We start from the raw sequence: 20,232 nt of genomic DNA, 5'->3' as shown, positions 1-20,232 counted from the left end.
AGCCAACCCGGGGCGGTGCCATGAGGCCGCCGGCCCGGGTCGCCATCGTCGGCGCCGGCATCTCGGGACTGGCCGCGGCCCACGCGCTGCGCGACTCGGCCCGCATCACCCTCTTCGAAGCCAGCGACTACTTCGGTGGCCACGCCCACACGGCCACGGTCTCGCTGCCGATTTCGCCCGGTTCGGGCGAGCGCGTCGCGCACGGTGTCGACACCGGTTTCCTGGTCTACAACGACCGCACCTACCCCGAGCTGATCCGCCTGTTCGCCGAACTGGGCGTGGCGACCGCCGACTCGGACATGTCGTTCTCGGTCCAGGCCACGCGGCCCGGCGGCGGCCGGCTCGAATGGAGCGGCAGCAGCCTCGCGACAGTGTTCGCGCAGCGCCGCAACCTCGTCGACCCGCGCTTCCTGGGCATGCTGGCCGACCTGATGCGCTTCAACCGGCTGACGACGCGCATCGCGCTCGCCGGCACCGAAGGCGAACTGGCCCAGCCGCTGGGCGACTTCCTCGACGCCCACCGCTTCGGCCCGACCTTTCGCGACTGGTACTTCCTGCCGATGATGGCCTGCATCTGGAGCTGCCCGACCGCGCAGATGCTGGCCTTCCCGGTCGCGACCATGATCCGCTTCTGCCACAACCACGGCCTGATCCAGATCGCCAACCGGCCGCAGTGGCGCACCGTGCGCGGCGGCTCGCGCCAGTACGTCGAGAAGATCGTCGCGGGCCTGTCCGATGCGCGGCTGAACACCCCGGTGCGGCGCATCGAGCGCGATGTCGACGGCGTGCGCATCGCCACCGATGCCGGCACCGAGGCCTTCGACCATCTGGTGCTCGCCACCCATTCCGACCAGGCCCTGGCTCTCTTGGCCGAGCCCAGCGCCGCCGAGGCCGCGGTGCTCGGCGCCATCCGCTACCAGCCGAACCACGCGGTGCTGCACACCGACGCCTCGGTGCTGCCCGAGCGGCCCTCCGCCTGGGCGGCCTGGAACTACCAGCGCGCGGACGGCGCACGGGAATCGGGCGGGGTCTGCCTGCACTACCTGCTCAACAAGCTACAGCCGCTGCCCTGGTCGCAACCGGTGATCGTTTCGCTGAATCCGGTTCGCGAGATCGCGCGTAGTGAGGTCATGGCCGAATACGACTACGCCCACCCGGTACTCGATCTCGAAGCGATCGACGCCCAGTCGCGGGTGCCCGCGCTGCAGGGACAGCGCCGCACCTGGTTCGCGGGTGCCTGGATGGGCTACGGCTTCCACGAGGACGGCCTGAAGGCCGGCCTGGCCGCGGCCCGCGGCCTGCAGGCGCAGCTGGCGACCGGGAAAGACGCCCCATGACCACGGCGGGGCCGTTGCCGCTGATCGGCTTCGGCGAGGTCCGGCATGCGCGGCTGCGCCCGGCCCGCAACGCCTTCGCCTATCCCACCTTCTTCCTCATGCTGCCGATGCGCGCCCTGCGCCGCGACGGCAGCCCGGCGCTCGCGTTCAACCGCCGCGGCGCGCTGTCCTTCCACGACGTCGACCATGGCGACGGCCGCGCGCCCGGTGCCGGCGGCGCGCTGGCCTGGCTCGACGAGCTGCTGGCGTCGCACGGCATCGACGACGCCGACGGCGAGGCCTGGCTGCACTGCTATCCGCGGGTGTTCGGCTACACCTTCAAGCCGGTCAGCTTCTGGTACTGCCACGACCGCGCGGGCGCGCTGCGCGCGATCGTGGTCGAGGTCAACAACACCTTCGGCGAGCGCCACTGCTACCTGCTCGACCGGCCGGCCTACGGGCCCGAGCTGCGCGCGACCAAGGCCTTCCACGTCTCGCCGTTCTGCCGCATCGACGGCAGCTACCGCTTCCGCTTCTTCACCGACGCCGAACGCACGCGCACGCTGGTGCGCATCGACCACGACGACGCCGACGGCCCGCTGTTGCAGACCAGCGTCGGCGGCGAACTCCAGGCGCTCGACGCGGCCAGCCTGCGGCGCGCGCTCTGGCGCTACCCGGCGATGACGCTGGGCCTGATCGCGCGCATCCACTGGCAGGCCGCGCGGCTGTGGCTCAAGCGCGTGCCCTTCGTCCACAAGCCGGCCCCGCCGCTTCATTCCGTGTCGCGCGGCGAGCCGCGCCAGCCGCAGGCGAATCCATGACCCCGACGACGACCACCGCCGACTCGCCCGCCTCGGGCTTCCACCTGCCGCAGGACGCGCCGCGCGCGGCCCGCAGCGTGCTGCGCCTGCTGCAGCGCCTGGCGCACGGCTCGCTGACCGTGCGGCTGCCCGACGATTCGGTGCGCCACTTTGGCGCCGCGCCGGGCGAGGGCCCGACCGCCTCGCTCACGCTGCGCAACTGGACGGTGTGCAGCGCCGCGCTGAAATCGGGCGACATCGGTTTCGCCGAGAGCTACATCGCGGGCGACTGGACCACGCCGAACCTGGTCGAGCTGCTGCGCGTGTTCGTGGCGAACCGGCGCGCGATCGAGAACGTGTTCTACGGCAGCTGGACCGGCCGCCTGCTCTACCGCCTGCGCCACCTGCTGCTGAACCGCAACAGCAGGACCGGCAGCGCGCGCAACATCCAGGCGCACTACGACCTGGGCAATGCCTTCTACGAACTCTGGCTCGACGAGACGATGAACTACTCGTCGGCCTGGTTCGAGGGCGACCTGACGCGGCCGATGCCCGAGGCGCAGCACGCCAAGGTGCGGCGCGCGCTCGCCATGGCGGGCGTGCGGCCCGGCGACCGGGTGCTCGAGATCGGCTGCGGCTGGGGCGCGCTGGCCGAGAAGGCCGCGACCGAATTCGGCGCCGCCGTCACCGGCGTGACGCTCTCGCACGAACAGCTCGCCCACGCGCGTCGGCGCACCGAAGGCCTGCCGGTCGACCTGCGGTTGCAGGACTACCGCGACATCGGCCGGACCACCGGCGACGCGCCCTTCGACGCGATCTGCTCGATCGAGATGGTGGAAGCCGTGGGCCGCGAATACTGGCCGACCTACTTCGCGAGCGTGAGCCGGCTGCTCAAGCCGGGCGGGCGCGCCTGCATCCAGAGCATCGTGATCGACGACGCGCTGTTCGAGCGCTACGTGGACGCCACCGATTTCATCCAGCAGTACATCTTCCCGGGCGGCTGCCTGCCCTGCCCGCGCGAGTTCCGGCGCGCCGCCGAGGCCGCGGGGCTCGAAGTGATCGACGAATTCGCCTTCGGCGCCGACTACGCCGAGACCCTGCGGCGCTGGCGCGAGCGCTTCCTGGCGCAGCGCGCCCAGGTGCTGCAGCTCGGTTTCGACGAGCGCTTCATGCGGATCTGGGAGTTCTACCTGGCCTACTGCGAGGCGGCCTTCGCCGAGCGCAGCATCGACGTGGTGCAGTACACGCTGCGCAAGCCCTGAGCCGGGGCAAACGACAAAAAAGCGCCGGAAGGCGCTTTTTTCATGGGCGAAAACGGTTCAGCCGCTCAGGGCTGGGTGTCGATGAAGCTCGGCCGCTGCATCAGCTTGTCGTAGAGCTTCGCGAGATTCGCGTAGTCGGCACGCCACTCGATCTCGGGGAAGCGCAGGTTCAGCCAGCCCAGGGTGCAGCCCACCGCGATGTCCGACAGGCTCAGGTGGATGCCGCTGCAGAAGGGCTTGTCGCCCAGGCCCTTGGCCATGGCGGCCACGCCGGCCTCGACCTTGGCGCGCTGGCGGTCGATCCAGGCCTCGCTGCGCTCGCCGTCGGCGCGGCCGGACCAGGTGCGCTCCAGGCGCCACAGCACGCCGGCGTCCATCACGCCGTCGGCCAGCGCTTCCCAGGTCTTGACCTCGGCGCGCTCGCGGCTTTGCTGCGGAATCAGCTTGCCGACCGGCGACAGGGTGTCGATGTATTCGACGATCACGCGCGAGTCGAACATCGCCTCGCCGCCTTCCATGATCAGGCACGGCACCTTGCCCAGGGGGTTGGAATGGGCGATGGTCGTGTCGGGCGACCAGACGTCCTCGATCACGAACTGGTAGTCGAGCCGCTTCTCGGCCAGCACCACGCGCACCTTGCGCACATAGGGGCTGGCGGCGGATCCGATCAGTTTCATGAAGGCGCTCTCCCTCGATTTTGATAACGTTTGTTCATAATCATTTTAGGGGAACGCCAAAGCCCGGCTTTCGGTGTACCGGGTTCGTCCCCGGGCGGCCCGCCTAAAATTCGGGCATGAGCTTCTCCACCGTCTCCGCCCTTTCCCCCCTGGACGGCCGCTACGCGGCCAAACTCGCGGCCCTGCGCCCCCTGATGAGCGAGCAGGGCTACATGCACCGGCGCGTGCAGGTCGAAGTGGCGTGGTTCATCGCGCTGTCGGACTGCGGCTTCGCCGAATTCAAGCCGCTGACCGGCGGCGCCCGCAAGTACCTGATGGGCCTGGTCTCGCACTTCTCCGAGGCCGACGCGCTGGCCATCAAGGAGATCGAGAAGACCACCAACCACGACGTGAAGGCGGTCGAATACTGGATCAAGTCCAAGTTCGAGGCCCGCCCCGAGCTGCTGGCCGCGGCCGAGTTCGTGCACTTCGCCTGCACCAGCGAGGACATCAACAACACCAGCCACGCGCTGCAGATCCAGGCCTCGCGCGACACCGTGCTGCTGCCCGCGATCGACGGCCTGATCGCCAAGCTGCGCGAGATGGCGCACCAGTTCGCCGACGTGTCGATGCTCTCGCGCACCCATGGCCAGACCGCCAGCCCGACCACGGTCGGCAAGGAGATCGCCAACGTGGCGGTGCGGCTGTCGAAGGCGCGCGCGCAGATCGCCTCGGTGCAGCTGCTGGGCAAGATGAACGGCGCGGTCGGCAACTACAACGCCCACCTGGCGGCCTGGCCCGACTTCGACTGGGAAGCCTTCAGCCGCAAGGTCGTCGAAACCCCGGCGCCGCTGGGCCTGGGCCTGAGCTTCCAGCCCTACAGCATCCAGATCGAGCCCCACGACTACATGGCCGAGCTGTTCGATGCCGTGGCGCGCGCCAACACCATCCTGGTCGACTTCTCGCGCGACGTCTGGGGCTACGTGAGCCTGGGCTACTTCAAGCAGCGGCTCAAGAAGGGCGAGATCGGCTCCTCGACCATGCCGCACAAGGTCAACCCGATCGACTTCGAGAACGCCGAGGGCAACCTGGGCCTGGCCAACGCGCTGCTGCGCCACCTGAGCGAGAAGCTGCCGATCAGCCGCTGGCAGCGCGACCTGACCGACAGCACCGTGCTGCGCAACATCGGCGTGGCCTTCGGCTACGCGACCCTGGCCTATGCCAGCCTGGCCACCGGCCTGGGCAAGCTCGAGCTCAACCGCGACGCGCTCGCGGCCGACCTCGACGCCTCGTGGGAAGTGCTGGCCGAGCCGATCCAGACCGTGATGCGCCGCTTCGGCGTGCAGGGCGCCTACGAGCAGCTCAAGGAAGTGACGCGCGGCCAGACCGTGACGGCCGAGGCGCTGCATGGCCTGATCCGCTCGCTCGCGATTCCCGAAGAGGAAAAAGCCCGCCTGCTGGCCATGACGCCGGCCAGCTACGTGGGCAAGGCGGCCGAACTCGCCGGTAGAATCTGACGCCCTGTGCATCGATGCACCAACCGCTTTTCTAAGCGGTTGGTTCATTCGCTGAGGCCGCCCACGGGCGGCCGATTCGTTTCGATCGCCCATTCCGGTTTCCTTTCAAATTCCCAGCCAACGCACGCCGCATGCCGGCCGTGCGCCAGCCAGCAACACTTCCGTGCGGGACGCCTCGGCGTCCCCCTCGTCCATGCTGCGCGCTTCCCTGCGACGTCTCTGGCTCAAGATCCACCGCTGGGTCGGCCTCACGCTCGGCCCGATCCTCGCCGTCACCGCGCTGCTCGGCGCGGCGCTGGTCGTGGGCCAGCCCCTCGACCGCCAGGCCCACCCCGAGCTCTTCGTCGCGCGCACGGCCGGTGACGCCACCGCAGCACGGCTGCCGCTGGAACCGCTGCGCCAGCGCCTGCTGGCCGAGTTCGGCCCCGACACCAACCTGACCCTGCGACCGCCGCGCCAGCCCGGCGACACCTACTGGGTGCTGGTGCGCGGCCCCTGGGACGGCACGGTCTACCTCGATCCCTTCACCGGCGCCGAACAGGGCCGGCGCGGCACCCAGGAAGGTGCCTACAGCCTGATCTACAAGATCCACAACAGCCTGCTGCTCGACAAGACCGGCAAGGGCATCCTGGCCTTCGTGGCGCTGGCCTACCTGGTGCTGCTGGTGACGGGCCTGGTGCTGTGGTGGCCGACGCGCTGGCCGCCGTCGCTGCGCATCGTGCTCAACCGCGGCCTGCTGCGCGGGCTGTTCGACCTGCACCGCACGGGCGGCGCGGTGCTCGGCCTGCTGATCGCGGTGTCGGTCGCCACCGGCGCCTACATGGCCTGGCGGCCACTGGGCGATTTCATTTCCGCCGCCATGGGGCAACAGCCGGTCAAGGCGCCGACGATCGCCAAGGGCACGGCCCAGGGCCCGCGCCTACCGCTGGACGAGATCGTGGCGCGCGCGCAGCAGGTTTACCCGGGCCAGCCGATCGGCTACGTGGCGGTGCCCGGCAAGGCCGACCGGCCCGTGCGCGTTCGCTTCAAGCTGCCCGACGACCCGCATCCCAACGGCATCGGCTCGGCCTGGCTCCACCCGGTCACGGGCGAGGTGCTGGCCGCGCGCAAGTGGCAGGAGCTCGATGCCGGCAACGGCTCGGTGGCGGTGATCTTCCCGCTGCACACCGGCGAGCTCGGCGGCGTGGTCCACGAGATCGTGACCGCGCTGCTGGGCCTGGCGCTCGGCGGCCTGGGCTTCAGCGGCATCTGGCTCTGGTGGCGGCGCCGCCGCACGGCCGCGACGGCGCGCCGCGACGCGGTCGCGCGCCCCACCTCCTGAGCCCAAACGATTCGACGACGGCGCGACGACGCCGGCCTGCCCGAACGACGCGCCCCACGCCCGCCCGTTCCTTTTGCAATTTCAAAAACCGAGGAGTTCCCGTGTCTGCTTTCAAACGCACCGCCATCGCGATGGCCCTGCTTCCCCTGAGCCTGCCCGGCTTCGCCGCCGGGGGCGATGCGCCCGCGGGCGCCGACGGCAAGGCGCTCGAGGCCATCACCGTCACCGGTGACTGGCTCGGCAGCCCGACCGAGAAGAAGGTCGTCGAGCATCCGGGCGCGCGGACCATCGTCGAGCAGCGCCAGATCCGTGAGAGCGGCTCGTCCAGCGTGCGCGACGTGCTGCGCCAGATCCCCGGCGTGCAGGTGCAGGAGAGCAACGGCACCGGCGGCAGCGACATCTCGCTGAACGTCGGCGTGCGCGGCCTGACCTCGCGCCTGTCGCCGCGCTCCACCATCCTGATGGACGGCGTGCCGCTGGCCTACGCGCCCTACGGCCAGCCGCAGCTGTCGCTGGCGCCGCTGTCGCTGGGCAACATCGAGACCGTGGACGTGGTGCGCGGCGCCGGCTCGGTGCGCTTCGGACCGCAGAACGTGGGCGGCATCATCAACTTCGTGACGCGCTCGATTCCCGAGACCTTCGCCGCCGAGGCGAGCGTCGGCGTGGAGAGCGCGGGCCATGGCGGCGACACCAAGTCGACGCCCAGCGTGTTCGTCGGCGGCACCAACGACAAGGGCCTGGGCCTGGCGCTGCTGTATTCGGGCACGCACGGCGAGGGCTTCCGCCAGAGCAACGACAAGACGAACATCGACGACCTGATGCTCAAGGGCAGCTACCGCTTCTCGAAGACCGACGACATCGCGGTGTCGCTGCACCACTTCGAGGGCCAGGGCCGCATGCCCGGCGGTCTGACGACGGCACAGTACGCACTGAACCCGTTCCAGTCGGACCGTCCCTTCGACGAATTCACCGGACGGCGCACCGACGGCTCGCTGCGCTACACGCACAACGACGGCATCAACAAGTTCGAGCTGCTGACCTACTACACCGACTCGTTCCGCGGCAGCCACCTCGAGCAGGAAGGCACGGGCACCAGCGCCGGCCAGCGCCGCCTGACCGCCGCGCCGCGCGAGTACCACACCTTCGCGATCGAGCCGCGCTACTCGCGCCTGATCGACTCGGGCAGCGTGGTGCAGGAAGTCAGCGTGGGCTACCGCTACCTCAAGGAGTCCAGCTCGGAAGTGGCCACGCGCAGCAGCTACTACCGCCCGCGCCTGGGCTTCGACGCCACCACGCTGGCGCAGCCGGCCTACCAGACCAGCGCCGGCGGCACCACCGCCAACGCCTTCTACATCGACGACCGCATCGACTTCGGCAACTGGACCGTGACGCCCGGCGTGCGCTACGAGGCGATCCGCTCGCACAACGACGTGGTGGGACTCACCAGCGGCCGCATCACCAGCGTGATCGCGCCGAAGATCGACTCCAACGAATGGCTGCCGACCGTGTCGGTGATGTACCGCATGAACGAGCGCTGGTCGCTGTTCGCGAACGCCGGCGTGTCCTTCGGCCCGCAGCAGTACGCGCAGCTCGCGCAGTCCACCGACGGCCTGCATCCCGAGAAGGCGAAGACCTATGAGATCGGCACGCACTACAAGGGCGAGGCCTGGAGCTCGGAACTCACACTGTTCAACATCGACTTCGACAAGGAGCTGCAGCTCGCGCGCTCGATCACCGGCGACGTCGGCCAGTGGACCGACCTGGGCGCCACGCGCCACCGCGGCCTGGAATCGGCGCTGCGCTACGAGCTCGGCGACCTGAGCCCGGCCCTCAAGGGGCTGTCGCTGTCGGCGACCTACACCTACACCCAGGCCACGCAGAAGGCCGGCGCCTTCGCGGGCCGCGACCTGCCGTTCTACTCGCGCCAGGTGGCCACGCTGGGCGCGCGCTACGAGCGCGGCCCGTGGACCTTCAACGCCGACGTCTACGCGCAGTCGAAGCAGCGCTCGCCGGGCTCGCCCGACACCAATGCGCGCTACGTCACGCTCGAGGACAGCACCGGCCGCCTGGGCAACATCCCCGGCTACGCGGTGATGAACCTGCGCGCGGGCTACGACTTCGGCCCGACCATGCGCAACCTCAAGCTGGCCGTGGGCGTGAAGAACCTGTTCGACCGCCGCTACTTCAACCGCTCGGTGGACAACAACGGCGGCAAGTACGTGGGCCAGCCGCGCACCGTGTACCTGCAGGCCTCGGTCGCCTATTGATCGGCCGGCGGGCAGCTCCCGGGCCGGCGCCGGCCCGGGAGCGCGCGCATACACTCGCGCACCCATGGCGCTCAAATCCACCATCTTCAAGGCCAACCTCGCGGTGGCCGACATCGACCACGGCTACTACGCCGACCACGCGCTCACGCTGGCGCGCCATCCGAGCGAGACCGACGAGCGGATGATGATCCGCCTGGTCGCGCTGGCGCTCAACGCGCACCAGTTGCAGGACATCTGCAAGGGCGACGGCACGCTGGCCTTCGGCGCCGGCCTGTCGAACGTGGACGAACCCGATGTCTGGCTGCGCGACTTCACGGGCCAGACCCGGCTGTGGATCGAGGTCGGCCAGCCCGAGGACAAGCCCGTCATCAAGGCCTGCGGCAAGGCCGACCAGGTGATCGTCTACTGCTTCAACCACGCGGCCGAGATCTGGTGGCGCGGCATCGAGAACAAGCTCACGCGGCCGCAGAACCTGAGCGTCTACCGCGTACCCACGGCCGCCTCGCAGGCGCTCGCGGCGCTGGCGCAGCGCTCGATGCAGCTGCAGGCGACGATCCAGGAGAACACGCTGACGCTCGGCGACGGCGCGAACAGCGTCGACATCGAGCTGCTGCGCTGGAAATAACGCAGGGGCCTCAGGGCGGCATCATCTCGCCGCACTGCCAGCACTGCTCGAAGCCGCCCTCGATCCGCTCGCCGCAGACGCACTGCCAGCTGCGCTGCGGCCGGTGCTGCAACGCATGCAGCAGCCGCTGCGCGAGCTCGAACTGGCTTTCGTCGTCGATCCAGATCTCGGGCAGGCACTGGTCGGGCGGCAGCTGGCCGGCCGCCGCGCCCAGGTACTCGCGCTGCACCGTCGCGGCCACGCCGTCCTCGCGCAGCGCATGCACCCACAGCGTCGCGATGGCGAGGTTGGGCGCTTGCGCGAGGCGACGCATCGGGTCGGCCGCTCAGCTCGCGTCTTCGGGCCCGGTGGGCACGGCGGGGTCGTCATCGGGCCACTGCGGCGGCTCGGCCTCGCGCGCGCGCTCGGCATAGCGGTTGAAGCGCCAGGCCGAATCCTCCATGGTGATGCGGCGCCAGGTGACGCGCTTCTCGGCCGGCGTCATCGCGGGCCAGTGCTGCACCTCGTCGAAGCTGCGCCCGCAGCCCTTGCACTGGTCGTCGCCCTGGCTGGTGGAGCAGATCGCGATGCAGGGGGTGTCGGGCGTGCTCTGGTACCAGTCCAGCCAGGCGGCCCAGGCCTTGGCCGGGAAGCCGACCTCGTCGACCTCGTCCTCGTGGTGGTAGACCATGAGCGCATAGACCTCGGCCAGCGCGCGCAGCTCGGGCGCAAGCGTGACGCCATCGGGCGAGGGGCTCTTCTCGCGCCAGTGATTGATGGCGGCCTCGATGTCGGTGATGTGGATGGCGGCCATGAAACGCAGAAAGATGGCAGGGCGGGCGATCATAGTCCGCCAATGTCCCGGGACCTCCGAAGGTTATAGACGCTACCAAACTTGTAGCAATAGACCTTGCGGCGATGCAGGTTTTGAACGCCTTCCGTTTGAAAGCTTGAAACTTTCGGTTGCCAGCGCGCGAGCGCCGATGCTCTAATCGCGCCCACGAAGGGGAGTAGCTCCCGGCCGTCGCATACGCGGCGGACATCGCCAGGTCGTCAATACGAAGCACAACACTTCCGGCCTGTCGGGCATCGCGCATGTCGCCGAGCGGCCATGCGCATGCCGAGCCAGACCTTCGATTTGAACCTGTGCAGGTTTGGTCGAAGCGTCGTTGAAGTCCCCGGTGTCACCCGGTTTCATTTCCTCGCATCGATCAGCCCGCCCGGGATGAATCGAAACGCATCGATGTGCCTTGCCCGCGGCCGCCACGTACCGGCGCAGCGGACCGGGCACGAGGAACAGAGGAAACTATGGAACAGTTCATGACCCCGGAATTCTGGGTCGCCGTCGGTCAGATCATCATGATCGACATCCTTCTTGGCGGCGACAACGCCGTCGTGATCGCGCTGGCCTGCCGCAAGCTGCCGCCGGCCCAGCGCACGCAGGGCATCCTGTGGGGCACCGCCGGCGCCATCCTGCTGCGCGTGATCCTGATCTTCTTCGCGCTGACCCTGCTGGCCATTCCGTTCCTGAAGCTCGTGGGCGCGATCCTGCTGCTGTGGATCGGCGTCAAGCTGCTGGCGCCCGAGCATGACGACGCGCACGGCAACATCGCCGGCAGCGACAGGCTCTGGGGTGCCGTCAAGACCGTGATCATTGCCGACCTCGTGATGAGCGTCGACAACGTGATCGCCATCGCGGGTGCCGCCCAAGGCGCCGGCGAAGGCCACCAGATGCCGCTCGTGATCTTCGGCCTGCTCGTGAGCATCCCGATCATCGTCTGGGGCAGCCAGCTCGTGATCAAGCTGATGGACCGCTTCCCGATGATCATCACGCTCGGCGGCATGCTGCTGGGCTGGATCGCCGGCACCATGGCCGTGTCCGACCCCGCCGTGGTCAACCCCGCCGCCTGGACCTGGGTGCCGAAGCTGCCGCAGACCGATGTCGTGAAGTACGCCTCCGGCATCATCGGTGCGCTGCTCGTGCTGGCCATCGGCAAGTGGGTGGCCGCGCGCCAGGCCCGCGCCAAGGCTTCCACGCCGGCCACCGCGAGCTGAGCCCGCTGCCCGCCCCACGAAAGTCCCCTATCCATTTCGACCCGTCTCTGCCACTCTAACTACCTGAAGGAGCACCCTATGGAAAAGATCATTCTTTACGTCGACGACGCCGTCTACGCCTGCGAACAGTTCGCCGAACTGGCGCCGGATGCCGATGCGGTCGTGGCGCGTCACTGGGTGCTCGTGGCCTGCGCGCCGCGCATGACGCATCGCATCAGCAAGTGGGTGAGCCACAGCGCGCGCGAGAACTGGCGCGCGAAGTGGTTCAGCAAGCTGCAGGCGCAGCTGCTGCCGCTGCTGGAGCGCAATGGCGGGCAGGTCACGGCCGTGCTGGCCAAGGGTCCGCTGGCCGAGCTCACGCAACAGCTCAAGCGCGAGCACATGGCATCGCACGTGGTCGATGCCCGCCGTCCGAAGGTCGGCGTGGACCTCGAGCCGGTCACGCCCGAGCAGAAGCCGGCCGGCCAGCAGGGCTGGGCTTTTCCCGGTGCCGTGATGGGCATGGGCGCGCTGCTGGTGCTGGCGAACGAACTGGCGGAATAAGGGGGTCGCGGCCTTGGTGCCGCGCCATCCCGCTCAGGCGACGGCTCCTTCGGGAGCCGTTTTTTTTGGCCTTGCCAACGCCCCGTCCCACGCGGATTCGCGGGCATGTCCGTCTCGCCGCCGCCCCGGCGCTGCGGTATCCTGGGCCGCATGCGCATCCTCCTCAAATGGCTGCTCAGCGCGGTGGCGCTGCTCGCGGTGGCCTACCTCTACAGCGGCGTCCAGGTCAGCAGTTTCGGCGCGGCACTGATCGCGGCCGTGGTCATCGGCCTGCTCAACATGATCGTGCGCCCGGTGCTGGTGGTGCTCACGCTGCCGGTCACCATCGTCACGCTCGGGCTGTTCCTGTTCGTGATCAACGCGCTGATGTTCTGGGCCGCCTCCGGCCTGCTGTCGGGCTTCCACGTCAACGGCTTCCTGGCCGCGCTCGTGGGCTCGCTGCTCTACTCGGTGCTCGGCCTGCTGATCGAGAGCGCGCTCGGCGGGCTGCTGACGCGCCGCTGATCGGCCTGCCGCCGGCTCAACGCAGTGCCGGCTCCTCGGCCTGCCGCTTCACCAGCACCTCGATCTCGCGCGCGCGGGTGTCGATGATCGACGCCTCGAAGTGGTCGACCGGCACCGCGCCCGGACGGCCGCTCTGGCTCTGGCGGATCAGTTCCTGCGCCGCCTTGAAGCGGTCGCGCGCGGCCGGATAGTCGAGGATCGCCACGTTCGACTCGGCGTCCGCGCGGATCGCGTGCAGCGTGTCGCCCTGCGCGCCATAGAGATTCGCCAGCGCGCGCCAGGCGGTGGCATCGCGCGGGTTCGTCGCCACCCAGTCGCGCAGCACCGGGATCATCGGCGCCGGCTGCCGGGCCGCCACCGCGGCGTCCGCCGCCAGCAGCATCTCGGGCCGCGACTTCGCCTTGCCATCGAGCAGCGAGGCCGCCTTGGCCACGCCCGCGCCGCCCGCCGCCAGTTCGATCTCGGCCTGCAGCCAGCGCGCCTGGCGCGCGGCCGGGACATCGTCCGCCGTGCGCTCGACCAGCCGCTGCGCCAGCGCGCGCGCCGCCTTGTAATCGCGCAACTCCTTGGCCGACAGCGCCGCCGCGTAGAGCGTGCCGGCCTGCTGGGCCGGCGAGCTCCTGGCGAACTCGCCGCTGGCGGCCGCGTCGACCCACTGACGCAGCACGTCGACGCCGGGCCGCGTCAGCACGCGCGCGCGCGAGGAGACCATCGCGTGGTCCATCACGAGTACCGGTGCCGGCACCGTGTCCATGCGGAACTGGAAGCGGCCCTGCATGTCGGAGATTCGCTCGCTCGTCAGCGGATGGCTGCGCAGGTAGGGGAAGGAACCGTTGTCGTTGAGCCGCGAGGCGTACTGCAGCTTCTCGAACATCGTCGCCGCGCCCTGCGGCGCGAAGCCGGCCTGCGTCATCACGCCGAAGCCCACGCGGTCGGCCTCGCGCTCCATGTCGCGCGAGAAGTTCAGCTGGTTCTGCATGAACGCCGCCTGGCTGCCCATGACCATCGCCTGGCCCGCGTCGCCGCCGCTGCGGCTCTTGCCCGCGGCGATCATGCCGAGGATCAGGCCCGCGAGCATCAGCGGGAACTGCTTGCTCTGTTTGTCCATCATGCGGGCGATGTGGCGCTGCGTGACGTGCGACAGCTCGTGCCCGAGCACCGTCGCCAGCTCGTCGCGGCTGCCCACCGCCGCCACCAGCCCCAGGTTGAGCCCGAGGTAGCCGCCCGGCAGCGCGAAGGCGTTGATGTTGCGGTCGCGCCCCAGCATCACCACCCAGGCATAGCGCTCGTCGAGTTCGGGCGTGAGTTCGCCGCGCACCCGCGCCGCCGCCAGCAGGCGCTGCCAGATCTCCTGCACGTAGTCGGCGATCACCGGATCGTCGATGTAGTCCGTGTCGCGGTAGAGCTCGCGCGCGATCTGGTCGCCAAGGTGGCGCTCGGCGGTCGCCGTCATCTCGCCGCCGTCGCCGAGCCCCGGCAGCAGCTGGGCGCGCGCCAATGGCGGCATCAGCACCTGCGAAGCTATCAAAACACTAGCGCAAACCGTCCGCATGGCGGGCGCGAAGAGGCGTTTCTTGCGAGGGGGTGGGGTCCAGCGTGGCATGGCTTGTCCAGAACTCGGGCTCGTATGATGCACCTCCCTCTTGAACGTTCACCATGAGCTCACTCACCCATTTCGACGCCCAGGGCCAGGCCCACATGGTCGACGTCGCCGCCAAGCCCGCCACCCATCGCGTGGCCGTGGCCACCGGCCGCATCGAGATGCGGGCCGAGACCCTGGCGCTGATCGCCTCGGGCAGCGCGAAGAAGGGCGACGTGCTCGGCATCGCGCGCATCGCCGGCATCCAGGCCGCCAAGAAGACCAGCGACCTGATCCCGCTGTGCCATCCGCTGGCCATCACCCGGGTGGCGGTCGACCTGGCGCTCTCCGAGGCCGGCGACGCGACCCCGCACGTGCGGTGCACCGCCACCGTCGAGACCGTCGGGCCGACCGGCGTGGAGATGGAGGCGCTCACTGCCGTGCAGATCGCGCTCCTGACCGTGTACGACATGTGCAAGGCCGTGGACCGCGGGATGACGGTCACCGGGGTGCATGTGGTGGAGAAGCACGGCGGGAAGTCGGGGAGCTGGACTGCGCCTGCAGCCTAGGGAGCCGGGGCCTTGTCGCCCGGGTTGTGCCTGAGCCAGTGGACGTAGGCGCTCGGATAGGCCTCCCTGAAGCGCTCGGCGATCAGACGCGCCTCGTCTTCATGGCCCGAGAGCTCCGCGCTCTCGATCAGCTTCACGATCACGCGCGGCTCCGGCGAGAAATGCAGCGTTCGCTGCGCGAGCACATGCATCCGGGCCGCGTTCTCGTGCGTGACCGGCGTCAACGTCAGCTCGGCGAAATCGACCTGGCGCGCGAACAGCCAGGAACTGCGGACCTTCGCAAGCGTGTCGTCCTGCCAGGGTGGCAGGCGCGCATCGCGCGGCAGGTAAATCTGGCTGATGCGCGTGTAGTCCCAGGCGGCGTAGACGACGAACGAGAGCAGGGCGATGCCTGCCAGCGCCTGGAATCTTCGGCGATCGGGGAGCCACGTCCTGATCGATCGCGGTGACGATTCCTCGGTTCGGCGCGCGGGCCACAGCATGCCCAGGCACAGGCCGAAGACCAGCTGGAAGGGGCCGTACCACAGCGGGTACTCGAGCAGGCTGTGCACGAGGATGACGGCCAGCAGGCCCCAGGCCATGAGTCGGTTCGGGTCGCGCTCGCGCCAGGGACGGGCGGAAATCACCAGCCAGAGGAAGCCACCGCAGATCAGCACGGCGGCGGGGATGCCGAGTTCGACCGCGAGGTGCAGGGGGAGGTTGTGGGCGTTGTCCAGGAGCACCGGGAAGCGCGGGCCCGGATAGACGGCCATGAAGTGGGCGTAGCTGAGTTCGCCCCAGCCCCAGCCCGTCAGCGGGCGCTCGGCGATCAGGGAGAGGACGTTGTGCCAGAGGGTGAGGCGGCTTTCGTTGCCGAGGGCGGTGGGTTGGAGACGTTGGACGAGAGCGCCGGCGGAGGTGAGGGCCTTGCTGCTCGTGCCGATGGCTGCGAGTTGGGGTAGCAGCCAATTCAGGGCGAAGTAGAGGGGGAGGATGGCCAGCAATGCCAGGGGTGGCGGCAGGCGGCGAGCCGGGATTGGATCGGAAGTGGCGCGCCGCTCCTTCCAGGCCACGACTCCCGCGACGACCGCGATCAGTGCGAGTTGGAGCGCGCCGGTGCGGGAGCCCGATGCGGCAGTGGCCGCGATGAGCATCACCGCGGCTGCGACGAGGCCGGCCCGCATGCGGCGCGAATCCCGCGTCGCGTAGAGCCACAGGGTGGCGACCAGGGCCAGGCTGATCAACGTGCCGAACTGGTTGCGCTGGCGCAGCAGGCCCCAGGCGCGGCCGGCGGTGGGGGAGGTGATCCAGGGAAGGAGATCTTCGGCCAGGTTGCCGTACTGGAGCAGCCCGACGAGTGCGTTGATGACGCCGGCCGCCAGGACGCCCCAGGCCAACGCCGTCGGGATAGCCACGACCCGGCCCTCCCTTCCGGCTCCGGCGAGCGCCGACAACCCGATGCCCGCCAACGCCGCGCAGGCCATGAAGCGCAGGTCCGCGAAGCCTGGGAACGAAAGCGCAAGCGCCGCGACGCAACAAGCCAGCCAAGCAGCCAAGCGCCTATCGAAGGCACCACCACGCGCCGACAGCAACAACAGGGCCGCGCACAGCCCGGAGGCGAGCAGTTGCCACGCGTTGGCGGAAGGGCCCGCCACGAGCGGGCAGAGAAATGGCCCGGCGATCAAGCACGAGCGAAATCGCCCGAGATTTGGGGCAAGAAAAGGCGTTGAGCCCGAAGCGGCCGAAAAGGTCATTCGGAGGGATTGTTGCGCCGCTCGCGCAGGAGGTCCTGGACGATCTACCTCTCTGCACCGACAGGCGGCAAATTTTCCAGGACAGGCGGAACTTCCCTCCGCACACCAATGGAGACAATCTGTCACTCATTGTTTCCAATCGTCAGCTCATCGCCGAGATTGACTGTCTCGTCTCTCCGAAAGGTCCGGCCTTGCAATCCCTATCATGTCCCCGGCGCCACTTACGCGGCTTCACGCTCATCGAAGTGATGATCACCGTCGCGATCATCGGGATCCTCGCAGCCATCGCCTTGCCAAGCTACCGCGACTACATCCTCCGCGGGCAGGTGGTCGACGCAACGAATGGGCTGGCAGCCATGCGCGCCAACATGGAGCGGCATTTTCAGGATAACCGTACCTACAAGACCTCGGGCGACTTCACCACACCTTGTGCGGTGGACGAATCGAAGCGCAAGGTTGGCAGTTTCACTCTGAGTTGCAAGACAGACACCCCGACCGACACGACATATGTCTTGTTGGCTACGGGGAGCGGACCGACCAATAACTTCGTCTACACGATCAACCAGGCCGGCGACCGGTCGACCACCGGCACCGGCTCTTCCGGCTGGGGCACTTGCGCGAGCGCCTGGGTTCTGAAGAAGGGCCAATCGTGCTGAAAGCGCCGAATGAGAGACCGTCGATCAGACGTCACTCGGGATTCACGCTGGTGGAGCTCATGGTCACCATCACTCTTTTGAGCATCCTCATGATGCTCGCCGCTCCATCGATGATGGACTGGGTGCGCAATGGCAAGGTGCGTGCCGTCGCGGAGGCCTTGCAGAACGGCCTGCGCGAAGCACGGAGCGAATCCCTGCGGCGCAGCCGCCAGGTCGTCTTCGCCCTGACCGACAGCAAGTCCACTTCAGACAGTTCGACGTTCACCGCCAAAGCCGACGGTAACTATTGGACAGTCCGCTCTTTGCCATCGATGACTTCGAGCACCGAAGAAAGCAGTGCGTTCATTTCGTCAGGCATCCTGTCCGACATCGGCGCAGGCGTGAAGATCACCGGTCCCGCCGCGATCTGCTTCAACTCGGTTGGGCGCTTGATCGCCAATTCGAGCAGCACGCTTACGAGCTTGACCGGGAGCGCGACCTGCAGCGTGGATATCGCTTCTCCGCCGACCTACAACATCAGCTTTCCGGGCGAAGACACCACTCGCTCACTGCGTGTTCTTGTCACCCTGGGCGGCCAAGTGCGCCTGTGCGACCCGAAGAAGACGATGTCGGACTCCCACCCCGATGGATGCCCCGCATGACTTCCGCTCTCCGCTCGCGACCGCAGAAAGGCATGGCCCTCATCGAGGTTCTCGTGTCGATCCTCATTTTTTCCGTCGGAATCCTCGGCCTGATCGGGCTGCAGTCGCGCGCGATCCAACTCTCCGGAGACGCCGAAGACCGGAACCGAGCAGCCTTGCTTGCCAATGAATTGATCAGCGAGATGTGGCTGCGGCGCACGCCTTCTCTGCCGGCCGAGTTCAAAACAGCCTGGCAGGCAAAGGTGGCGGACATGGGCCCCAACAAAGGAGGGCTGCCCAACGGCGATGGCAACTACCAAGTGACCGGCCGACAGGCCGATGTCACGATCACCTGGCAGTCGCCCGGCGCCGCCGCTCAAAGCAAGCTGACGACCCGGGTGGTGCTGCCATGAAGACGATGACCCGTCGGATCAACCGCAACAGCGGGGTGACGCTCGTCGAACTGCTGGTTGCCATCGTCATCGGCCTCGTGGTGACGCTCGCAGTCACCAGCGTGATCATTGTCGGCGAAGGCCAGAAACGCAGCACCACGGCCGTCAATGACGCCAATCAATCCGGCAGCTACGCCGCCTACGTGCTCGATCGTGCGCTGCGCAGTGCGGGCTCCGGCTTCACCCAAGCATGGGATCTGGGCATCTTCGGTTGTCGCCTGAACATCACTCGCGCAGGCACTGCGACCTTGCCGAGGACGACCGACTTCCCCGCGCCCTTCAATGGATTTCCGCAGCAAGTACGCGTTGCCCCGGTGCTCATCTATCGCCCCGCCTCGGGCTCCGACGTGTTGATGGTGATGAGTGGCAATTCTTCGGCGGGAGACATCGCGCGGCCGGTGCGATCTGCTGGCACTGGCACCGGCGCACTACGGCTCGACAACACCATTGGACTGCGGCAGGGCGATATCGGCCTCGTGAGCCGAAGCGGAACCGACGACTGCCTGCTCGAGCAAGTCCATGCAAGCCCCGACTTCGCGGACACCGCCGGCAACGACAACCTCCCTCTCGGGAGCACCTACTACGCCGCGAGTGGCACGGACACAAGTTTGAGCACGCTTGTTTCTGGTGGAAACGCCTTCTTCACCCCGATCGGCAACTTCAAGGCATCCAATCTGCAATTGCAGATGTTCGGCGTCAATGCCAACCGCACGCTGGTCAGCTACGACCTCATGCAAATGGCTGGCGGAGCCAGTGCAACCGAGCTCGACGAACGAGCGCAGCAGGGCATCGCGGATGGCGTGATCGAATTGCGCGCGCTTTACGCCATCGACAAGAACGAAGATGGGAACTTCAACGCTTCGGCAGGCGATTCATGGGAGGCCCCCGACGCGGACGGGTACGACATCACCACCATGATGAGTACTCCTGCAAAGGTGCGTCGCGTCATGGCGGTCCGAGTCGCAATGGTCGTGAGGAGCGCCAACTACGAGAAGGATGTCGTGGCCCCAAGCAGCCTCGCCTTGTTCAGCGATCTGGGCACGGCTTTGCAAGAGAGCTATGCCATCTCCAGCGACGACCGCCACTTCCGGCATCGCGTGGTGGAGTTCACCGTTCCCCTTCGCAACATGCTCTTGTTGCCGACATCATGAAATCTCGCTCTTTCTCGCCGCGCTCCCGTCAGCAGGGAGTCGTCTTGCTGTTCGCGCTCATTGTCCTCGTCATCCTGCTCGCAGGCGGGGTCGCGGTCGTGCGCTCGATGAACACCTCGCTCGCCAGTGCAGGCAACCTCGCCTTCAAGCGGGATCTGATCAATCAAGGCGAGCAGGCCATCGATGCCGTATTGGTCAAGTTCAGCGGAAGCGGTGCCCTTGTCACACCCGCCGCACGCAACAGCAACCTCAAATCGGCGAACTACAGCGCCACGGCGCTTGCGACCAATGATCGCGGCGTGCCAACGGCGCTGCTCAGCAACACGGCATTCAATGCGGTCGGCACCGATGCCAACGACATCAAGGACGACGCGGCGAAAGTCACGATCCGCTATGTCATCGACCGACTCTGCAATACCGCGGCTTCACCTGGCACGTTGGGCGCCAGCGGCTGCGTTTTTCCGCCATCGGTCAATGACGTGCGGGGCGGTAGCAGCCAGGAGATGAGCACTCGCCTGCCGCCTCCACCTTCGACCACGTACCGCTTGAGCATGCGAGTCACGGGTCCGCGAGACACGCAAGTGTTCTTGCAAGCCTCCTTTGCGCGGCCTGAACAGTAAGAAGCTC

At 68.1% G+C, this 20,232-nt stretch carries 21 protein-coding genes; 16 read left to right on the top strand and 5 right to left on the bottom strand.

The genetic code is table 11. The annotated features are described in order from the left end of the window. The first annotated feature begins 20 nt into the window (after positions 1-20). Genes ACEN9J_RS21540 through ACEN9J_RS21530 form a run of 3 tightly spaced genes read left to right on the top strand, consistent with a single transcriptional unit; the run spans position 21 to position 3,378 of the window. Positions 21-1,337 carry an NAD(P)/FAD-dependent oxidoreductase gene (locus ACEN9J_RS21540; RefSeq protein WP_413762011.1) on the top strand — a complete coding sequence of 439 codons (1,317 nt, stop codon included), beginning with the start codon at positions 21-23 and terminating at the stop codon, positions 1,335-1,337. Continuing rightward, on the top strand, positions 1,334-2,137 hold the full coding sequence (locus ACEN9J_RS21535) for a DUF1365 domain-containing protein (protein ID WP_413762010.1): 804 nt from the start codon (positions 1,334-1,336) through the stop codon (positions 2,135-2,137). Before ACEN9J_RS21540 ends, ACEN9J_RS21535 begins: the two co-directional genes overlap by 4 nt. After that, positions 2,134-3,378 carry an SAM-dependent methyltransferase gene (locus ACEN9J_RS21530; RefSeq protein WP_261208956.1) on the top strand — a complete coding sequence of 415 codons (1,245 nt, stop codon included), beginning with the start codon at positions 2,134-2,136 and terminating at the stop codon, positions 3,376-3,378. The genes ACEN9J_RS21535 and ACEN9J_RS21530 overlap by 4 nt, the downstream gene beginning before the upstream one ends. A 65-nt stretch (positions 3,379-3,443) precedes the next feature. On the opposite strand, the gene ACEN9J_RS21525 is transcribed toward ACEN9J_RS21530, so the two are convergent. Beyond that, positions 3,444-4,055: a glutathione S-transferase N-terminal domain-containing protein gene (locus ACEN9J_RS21525; RefSeq protein ID WP_057593676.1), complete on the bottom strand. Its 612-nt coding sequence runs from the start codon at positions 4,053-4,055 to the stop codon at positions 3,444-3,446. A 116-nt stretch (positions 4,056-4,171) separates the two neighbouring features. Here ACEN9J_RS21525 and purB point away from each other — a divergent pair, with 116 nt between their 5' ends. The 4 genes from purB to ACEN9J_RS21505 all read left to right on the top strand — a co-directional run bounded on the left by purB (position 4,172) and on the right by ACEN9J_RS21505 (position 9,764). Then, positions 4,172-5,551, top strand: coding sequence for an adenylosuccinate lyase (purB, locus tag ACEN9J_RS21520; RefSeq protein ID WP_057593677.1), 1,380 nt, complete (start codon positions 4,172-4,174; stop codon positions 5,549-5,551). A 193-nt stretch (positions 5,552-5,744) separates the two neighbouring features. Further along, a complete protein-coding gene (locus ACEN9J_RS21515; RefSeq protein ID WP_261208951.1) occupies positions 5,745-6,872 on the top strand; it encodes a PepSY-associated TM helix domain-containing protein in 1,128 nt (375 codons plus the stop codon). Positions 6,873-7,003: 131 nt separating this feature from the next. Next, positions 7,004-9,139: a TonB-dependent receptor family protein gene (locus tag ACEN9J_RS21510; RefSeq protein ID WP_413762009.1), complete on the top strand. Its 2,136-nt coding sequence runs from the start codon at positions 7,004-7,006 to the stop codon at positions 9,137-9,139. 64 nt (positions 9,140-9,203) lie between these two features. Further along, positions 9,204-9,764 carry a YaeQ family protein gene (locus ACEN9J_RS21505; protein WP_413762008.1) on the top strand — a complete coding sequence of 187 codons (561 nt, stop codon included), beginning with the start codon at positions 9,204-9,206 and terminating at the stop codon, positions 9,762-9,764. A gap of 10 nt (positions 9,765-9,774) precedes the next feature. On the opposite strand, the gene ACEN9J_RS21500 is transcribed toward ACEN9J_RS21505, so the two are convergent. Both ACEN9J_RS21500 and ACEN9J_RS21495 read right to left on the bottom strand, forming a co-directional pair. After that, positions 9,775-10,077: a DUF2007 domain-containing protein gene (locus ACEN9J_RS21500; RefSeq protein WP_413762007.1), complete on the bottom strand. Its 303-nt coding sequence runs from the start codon at positions 10,075-10,077 to the stop codon at positions 9,775-9,777. A 12-nt stretch (positions 10,078-10,089) separates the two neighbouring features. After that, positions 10,090-10,557, bottom strand: coding sequence for a DUF3717 domain-containing protein (locus ACEN9J_RS21495; RefSeq protein ID WP_057593719.1), 468 nt, complete (start codon positions 10,555-10,557; stop codon positions 10,090-10,092). A gap of 494 nt (positions 10,558-11,051) precedes the next feature. Here ACEN9J_RS21495 and ACEN9J_RS21490 point away from each other — a divergent pair, with 494 nt between their 5' ends. The 3 genes from ACEN9J_RS21490 (at position 11,052) to ACEN9J_RS21480 (ending at position 12,845) form a co-directional block, all read left to right on the top strand. Beyond that, complete coding sequence (locus ACEN9J_RS21490) at positions 11,052-11,798, top strand: TerC family protein (RefSeq protein WP_057593682.1); 747 nt, start codon at positions 11,052-11,054, stop codon at positions 11,796-11,798. Between the two features lie 78 nt (positions 11,799-11,876). Further along, positions 11,877-12,341: a hypothetical protein gene (locus ACEN9J_RS21485; RefSeq protein ID WP_057593683.1), complete on the top strand. Its 465-nt coding sequence runs from the start codon at positions 11,877-11,879 to the stop codon at positions 12,339-12,341. A gap of 150 nt (positions 12,342-12,491) precedes the next feature. Further along, the gene (locus ACEN9J_RS21480) at positions 12,492-12,845 is read left to right on the top strand and encodes a phage holin family protein (RefSeq protein ID WP_057593684.1); all 354 of its coding nucleotides are present in this window, start codon (positions 12,492-12,494) and stop codon (positions 12,843-12,845) included. Between the two features lie 16 nt (positions 12,846-12,861). Here the strand turns inward: ACEN9J_RS21480 and ACEN9J_RS21475 are convergent, their stop codons facing one another. Beyond that, positions 12,862-14,448, bottom strand: coding sequence for a M48 family metalloprotease (locus tag ACEN9J_RS21475; RefSeq protein WP_413762006.1), 1,587 nt, complete (start codon positions 14,446-14,448; stop codon positions 12,862-12,864). 53 nt (positions 14,449-14,501) lie between these two features. On the opposite strand from ACEN9J_RS21475, the gene moaC reads away from it, so the two are divergent. After that, the gene (gene moaC, locus ACEN9J_RS21470) at positions 14,502-14,993 is read left to right on the top strand and encodes a cyclic pyranopterin monophosphate synthase MoaC (RefSeq protein WP_413762005.1); all 492 of its coding nucleotides are present in this window, start codon (positions 14,502-14,504) and stop codon (positions 14,991-14,993) included. Here the strand turns inward: moaC and ACEN9J_RS21465 are convergent. Continuing rightward, positions 14,990-16,726 (bottom strand): PglL family O-oligosaccharyltransferase, encoded by a 1,737-nt coding sequence (locus ACEN9J_RS21465; RefSeq protein WP_413762004.1) that lies wholly within the window; start codon positions 16,724-16,726, stop codon positions 14,990-14,992. The two genes, moaC and ACEN9J_RS21465, sit on opposite strands and share 4 nt — an antisense overlap. Positions 16,727-16,974: 248 nt before the next feature. Here ACEN9J_RS21465 and ACEN9J_RS21460 point away from each other — a divergent pair, with 248 nt between their 5' ends. From ACEN9J_RS21460 to ACEN9J_RS21440, 5 genes are read left to right on the top strand one after another with little or no spacing between them, the layout of a single operon-like run. Beyond that, positions 16,975-17,382, top strand: a complete 408-nt coding sequence (locus ACEN9J_RS21460) for a type IV pilin protein (protein WP_413762003.1) — start codon at positions 16,975-16,977, stop codon at positions 17,380-17,382. Beyond that, a complete protein-coding gene (locus ACEN9J_RS21455; protein ID WP_413762002.1) occupies positions 17,376-18,023 on the top strand; it encodes a Tfp pilus assembly protein FimT/FimU in 648 nt (215 codons plus the stop codon). Before ACEN9J_RS21460 ends, ACEN9J_RS21455 begins: the two co-directional genes overlap by 7 nt. Beyond that, complete coding sequence (pilV, locus tag ACEN9J_RS21450) at positions 18,020-18,415, top strand: type IV pilus modification protein PilV (protein WP_413762001.1); 396 nt, start codon at positions 18,020-18,022, stop codon at positions 18,413-18,415. The genes ACEN9J_RS21455 and pilV overlap by 4 nt, the downstream gene beginning before the upstream one ends. Further along, positions 18,412-19,605 carry a PilW family protein gene (locus ACEN9J_RS21445; protein WP_413762000.1) on the top strand — a complete coding sequence of 398 codons (1,194 nt, stop codon included), beginning with the start codon at positions 18,412-18,414 and terminating at the stop codon, positions 19,603-19,605. Before pilV ends, ACEN9J_RS21445 begins: the two co-directional genes overlap by 4 nt. A gap of 44 nt (positions 19,606-19,649) precedes the next feature. Next, complete coding sequence (locus ACEN9J_RS21440) at positions 19,650-20,225, top strand: hypothetical protein (protein WP_413761999.1); 576 nt, start codon at positions 19,650-19,652, stop codon at positions 20,223-20,225. The last annotated feature ends 7 nt before the right edge of the window (positions 20,226-20,232 follow it).

The organism is Variovorax sp. Varisp41, from assembly GCF_047325085.1.
In the GTDB taxonomy this organism is placed as follows: Bacteria; Pseudomonadota; Gammaproteobacteria; order Burkholderiales; family Burkholderiaceae_C; genus Variovorax.
This window is presented reverse-complemented; position numbering and strand designations above follow the sequence as displayed.

What these genes read in the sequence shown, in the direction of transcription:
- ACEN9J_RS21465 (WP_413762004.1), bottom strand. Translation starts at nt 16,726, where the DNA reads ATGACCTTTTCGGCCGCTTCGGGCTCAACGCCTTTTCTTGCCCCAAAT.
- pilV (WP_413762001.1), top strand. Translation starts at nt 18,020, where the DNA reads ATGACTTCCGCTCTCCGCTCGCGACCGCAGAAAGGCATGGCCCTCATC.
- ACEN9J_RS21480 (WP_057593684.1), top strand. Translation starts at nt 12,492, where the DNA reads ATGCGCATCCTCCTCAAATGGCTGCTCAGCGCGGTGGCGCTGCTCGCG.
- ACEN9J_RS21530 (WP_261208956.1), top strand. Translation starts at nt 2,134, where the DNA reads ATGACCCCGACGACGACCACCGCCGACTCGCCCGCCTCGGGCTTCCAC.
- ACEN9J_RS21505 (WP_413762008.1), top strand. Translation starts at nt 9,204, where the DNA reads ATGGCGCTCAAATCCACCATCTTCAAGGCCAACCTCGCGGTGGCCGAC.
- ACEN9J_RS21495 (WP_057593719.1), bottom strand. Translation starts at nt 10,557, where the DNA reads ATGGCCGCCATCCACATCACCGACATCGAGGCCGCCATCAATCACTGG.
- ACEN9J_RS21525 (WP_057593676.1), bottom strand. Translation starts at nt 4,055, where the DNA reads ATGAAACTGATCGGATCCGCCGCCAGCCCCTATGTGCGCAAGGTGCGC.
- ACEN9J_RS21510 (WP_413762009.1), top strand. Translation starts at nt 7,004, where the DNA reads ATGGCCCTGCTTCCCCTGAGCCTGCCCGGCTTCGCCGCCGGGGGCGAT.
- ACEN9J_RS21445 (WP_413762000.1), top strand. Translation starts at nt 18,412, where the DNA reads ATGAAGACGATGACCCGTCGGATCAACCGCAACAGCGGGGTGACGCTC.
- ACEN9J_RS21500 (WP_413762007.1), bottom strand. Translation starts at nt 10,077, where the DNA reads ATGCGTCGCCTCGCGCAAGCGCCCAACCTCGCCATCGCGACGCTGTGG.
- ACEN9J_RS21475 (WP_413762006.1), bottom strand. Translation starts at nt 14,448, where the DNA reads ATGCCACGCTGGACCCCACCCCCTCGCAAGAAACGCCTCTTCGCGCCC.
- ACEN9J_RS21540 (WP_413762011.1), top strand. Translation starts at nt 21, where the DNA reads ATGAGGCCGCCGGCCCGGGTCGCCATCGTCGGCGCCGGCATCTCGGGA.
- ACEN9J_RS21490 (WP_057593682.1), top strand. Translation starts at nt 11,052, where the DNA reads ATGGAACAGTTCATGACCCCGGAATTCTGGGTCGCCGTCGGTCAGATC.
- moaC (WP_413762005.1), top strand. Translation starts at nt 14,502, where the DNA reads ATGAGCTCACTCACCCATTTCGACGCCCAGGGCCAGGCCCACATGGTC.
- ACEN9J_RS21460 (WP_413762003.1), top strand. Translation starts at nt 16,975, where the DNA reads ATGATCACCGTCGCGATCATCGGGATCCTCGCAGCCATCGCCTTGCCA.
- ACEN9J_RS21485 (WP_057593683.1), top strand. Translation starts at nt 11,877, where the DNA reads ATGGAAAAGATCATTCTTTACGTCGACGACGCCGTCTACGCCTGCGAA.
- ACEN9J_RS21515 (WP_261208951.1), top strand. Translation starts at nt 5,745, where the DNA reads ATGCTGCGCGCTTCCCTGCGACGTCTCTGGCTCAAGATCCACCGCTGG.
- purB (WP_057593677.1), top strand. Translation starts at nt 4,172, where the DNA reads ATGAGCTTCTCCACCGTCTCCGCCCTTTCCCCCCTGGACGGCCGCTAC.
- ACEN9J_RS21535 (WP_413762010.1), top strand. Translation starts at nt 1,334, where the DNA reads ATGACCACGGCGGGGCCGTTGCCGCTGATCGGCTTCGGCGAGGTCCGG.